The sequence below is a fragment of the Acidisphaera sp. L21 genome, assembly GCF_009765685.1.
Classification (GTDB): Bacteria; Pseudomonadota; Alphaproteobacteria; order Acetobacterales; family Acetobacteraceae; genus LMUY01.
The window spans coordinates 32,941-35,040 of the sequence record NZ_LMUY01000003.1; the positions used below are offsets into that span (position 1 = coordinate 32,941).

Below are 2,100 nucleotides of genomic sequence, written 5' to 3' on the forward strand. Positions count from 1 at the left end.
ATCAACGCCGGGGCATTGGCCACATCCGGTCGCCCAGCCGCCAGTTTGGAGATCATCGACGCCGCGTTCAACTCGCCCAGCAGATCCATGTTGTAGCCATCCGTGCCCACTACCGTGCGCACGCCATGCCCGGCAAACCGCCCGAACGCAGCAATGGTCCCGGTGCGGGCGAAAACGCGGGGGCAGTTGAGCACGGTCGCGCCCCGTGCCGCCATCAGCCGCAAATCGTCATCCGTGCTGTTGATGCAATGCGCCGCCATCAGATCCGGCGCCAACAGGCCCAGCCAATCCAGGTATTCCGCTGGCGTGCGGCCGTCATAGCGCGCGCCGATGGTCGCAACCTCCGCCGCACTTTGGGCGACATGCGTGGTGATCGGCACGTCCAGCGCGCGAGCCCGCTCGGCACAGGCGCGTAGCAGCTCCGGCCCGCAGGTGTCGGTGGCATGCGGGCTCATCGCCAGGCGCAGGCGGCCATCGGCCTTGCCATGCCAGCGCTCGTACAGCGCGTTCCAAATATCCATGTCCGCCTGCCCGTCATCGCCTGCGTAACGCACCACGCCGTCCGCCCCGGCCCGCGCGTCCGAGGTGGAGAACAAATAGGGCGCGCCGTAGAAGCGAATGCCCATCTCCTCCGCCGCATCGAACATCTCGGGAATGCCATTCCGGAACGGCTCCATCACCGTCGTGGCGCCCCCCTTCAGCAATTGCAGGATGCCCAGCCGGGCCACGTCCATCCGTTCCGCCGGGCTCAGGATATCGGCGCCCCGCTTCGTCAGCGGCAGCAGCACGGTGTAGACGATGCTCTGGTTATTCTTGCGGCCGTTCCCGTCCTCGGTATGGGTGCGGGCCACGGCCTCGCTGAAGCAATGGTTGTGCAGGTTCATCAACCCCGGCAGCACGAACCGGCCCGGCCGGTCGAACACCTGGTCCGCCATCGGCCGATTGGGCTGCACGGCGGCGATGCGCTTGCCCTCCAGCAGCACCCAATGGTCCCGCAGCACATCCTGCTCGCCATCGCGCCGGGCCAGGACGTAGCTGCCGAAGATGGCGGTGGTGGTCATGCATGCGCCTCCTGCCTGTCCGGCCAGCAAGCCCCAGTTCCGCCAGCGGCGCAACGCACGCGCCGTGCTACAGCGGGGGGCAAACCCGGGGAGAGTCGGTTGAAGATCGAGCGCGCACACATCCTGTTTGCGGTGATCTGCGTGGTATGGGGCACGACGTGGATCGCCGCCAAAATTGGCATTTCCGCCGTGCCGCCCCTGCTATTCGTCGGCACCCGCTTCGTTCTGGCCGGCGCAGTCCTCATGCTGTTCACCCGGGCCAACGGGGCACCGCTGCTCCCCGCCAGGGCCGACCTGCCGCGCTTCGGCATCGTCACGCTGCTGATGGTGATCGGCACCTACGCCCCCCTGTTCTGGGGCGCCAAATTCGTCAGCTCCGGCCTCGCCTCCATCCTCAACCTCGCCTTCATGCCCGTCGCCCTGCTGCTCATCGGCACGGCGCTGCGGGAGGACCGCATCACTCCCATTCGCGGCCTGGGCGTTGCAATCGGAATCGCGGGGCTCCTGCTCCTGTTCGGCCCAAAGGCCATGTCTGGCCACGGCGCCGGCGGATCGATGGAACTGGCCGGATCCCTCGCCATCGTCGCCAGCGCGTTGCTGTATAGTTGCGGCTCCGTCATGGCCCGCCCGCTCCTGCGCCGCTACTCCCCGGTCCAGGTCTCGGGCCTCACCACCACGCTCGGCGGCCTCGCCCTGCTGGCAATCTCGCTGGCCTTCGAACCCGGCGCCATCGCAGCCCTCGACGGCCAATGGGGCGCCCCCGCCTGGGCCGGATGGTGGTTCCTGGTGCTGTTCGGCTCCCTCGCCGCCTACCCGGCCTACCTCCTGCTCGTCCGCGAATGGGGCGCCGCCCGCGCTGGAGCCTACGCCTTCGTCTCCCCCATCTTCGCCGTCCTGCTCGGCATCATCGTCTTCGGCGAACACGCCACCCTCACCGACGCCCTGGGCATGCTCACCATGCTTGCCGGCGCCTTTCTCTCCCTCCGCGGCGAGGCGTCCGTCCCCGCCCGATTGCCGGGGCGGGTCGCGGACTGATAAG

General features: G+C 68.4%; 2 protein-coding genes. One reads left to right on the forward strand and one right to left on the reverse strand.

The annotated features are described in order from the left end of the window. Nucleotides 1–1,061, reverse strand: a 1,061-nt coding sequence (locus GSQ76_RS00565) for an amidohydrolase family protein (RefSeq protein ID WP_216850832.1), incomplete at its 3' end; no start/stop codon positions are given. A gap of 99 nt (nucleotides 1,062–1,160) precedes the next feature. Here GSQ76_RS00565 and GSQ76_RS00570 point away from each other — a divergent pair. Further along, nucleotides 1,161–2,096 carry a DMT family transporter gene (locus GSQ76_RS00570; RefSeq protein ID WP_158741971.1) on the forward strand — a complete coding sequence of 312 codons (936 nt, stop codon included), beginning with the start codon at nucleotides 1,161–1,163 and terminating at the stop codon, nucleotides 2,094–2,096. The last annotated feature ends 4 nt before the right edge of the window (nucleotides 2,097–2,100 follow it).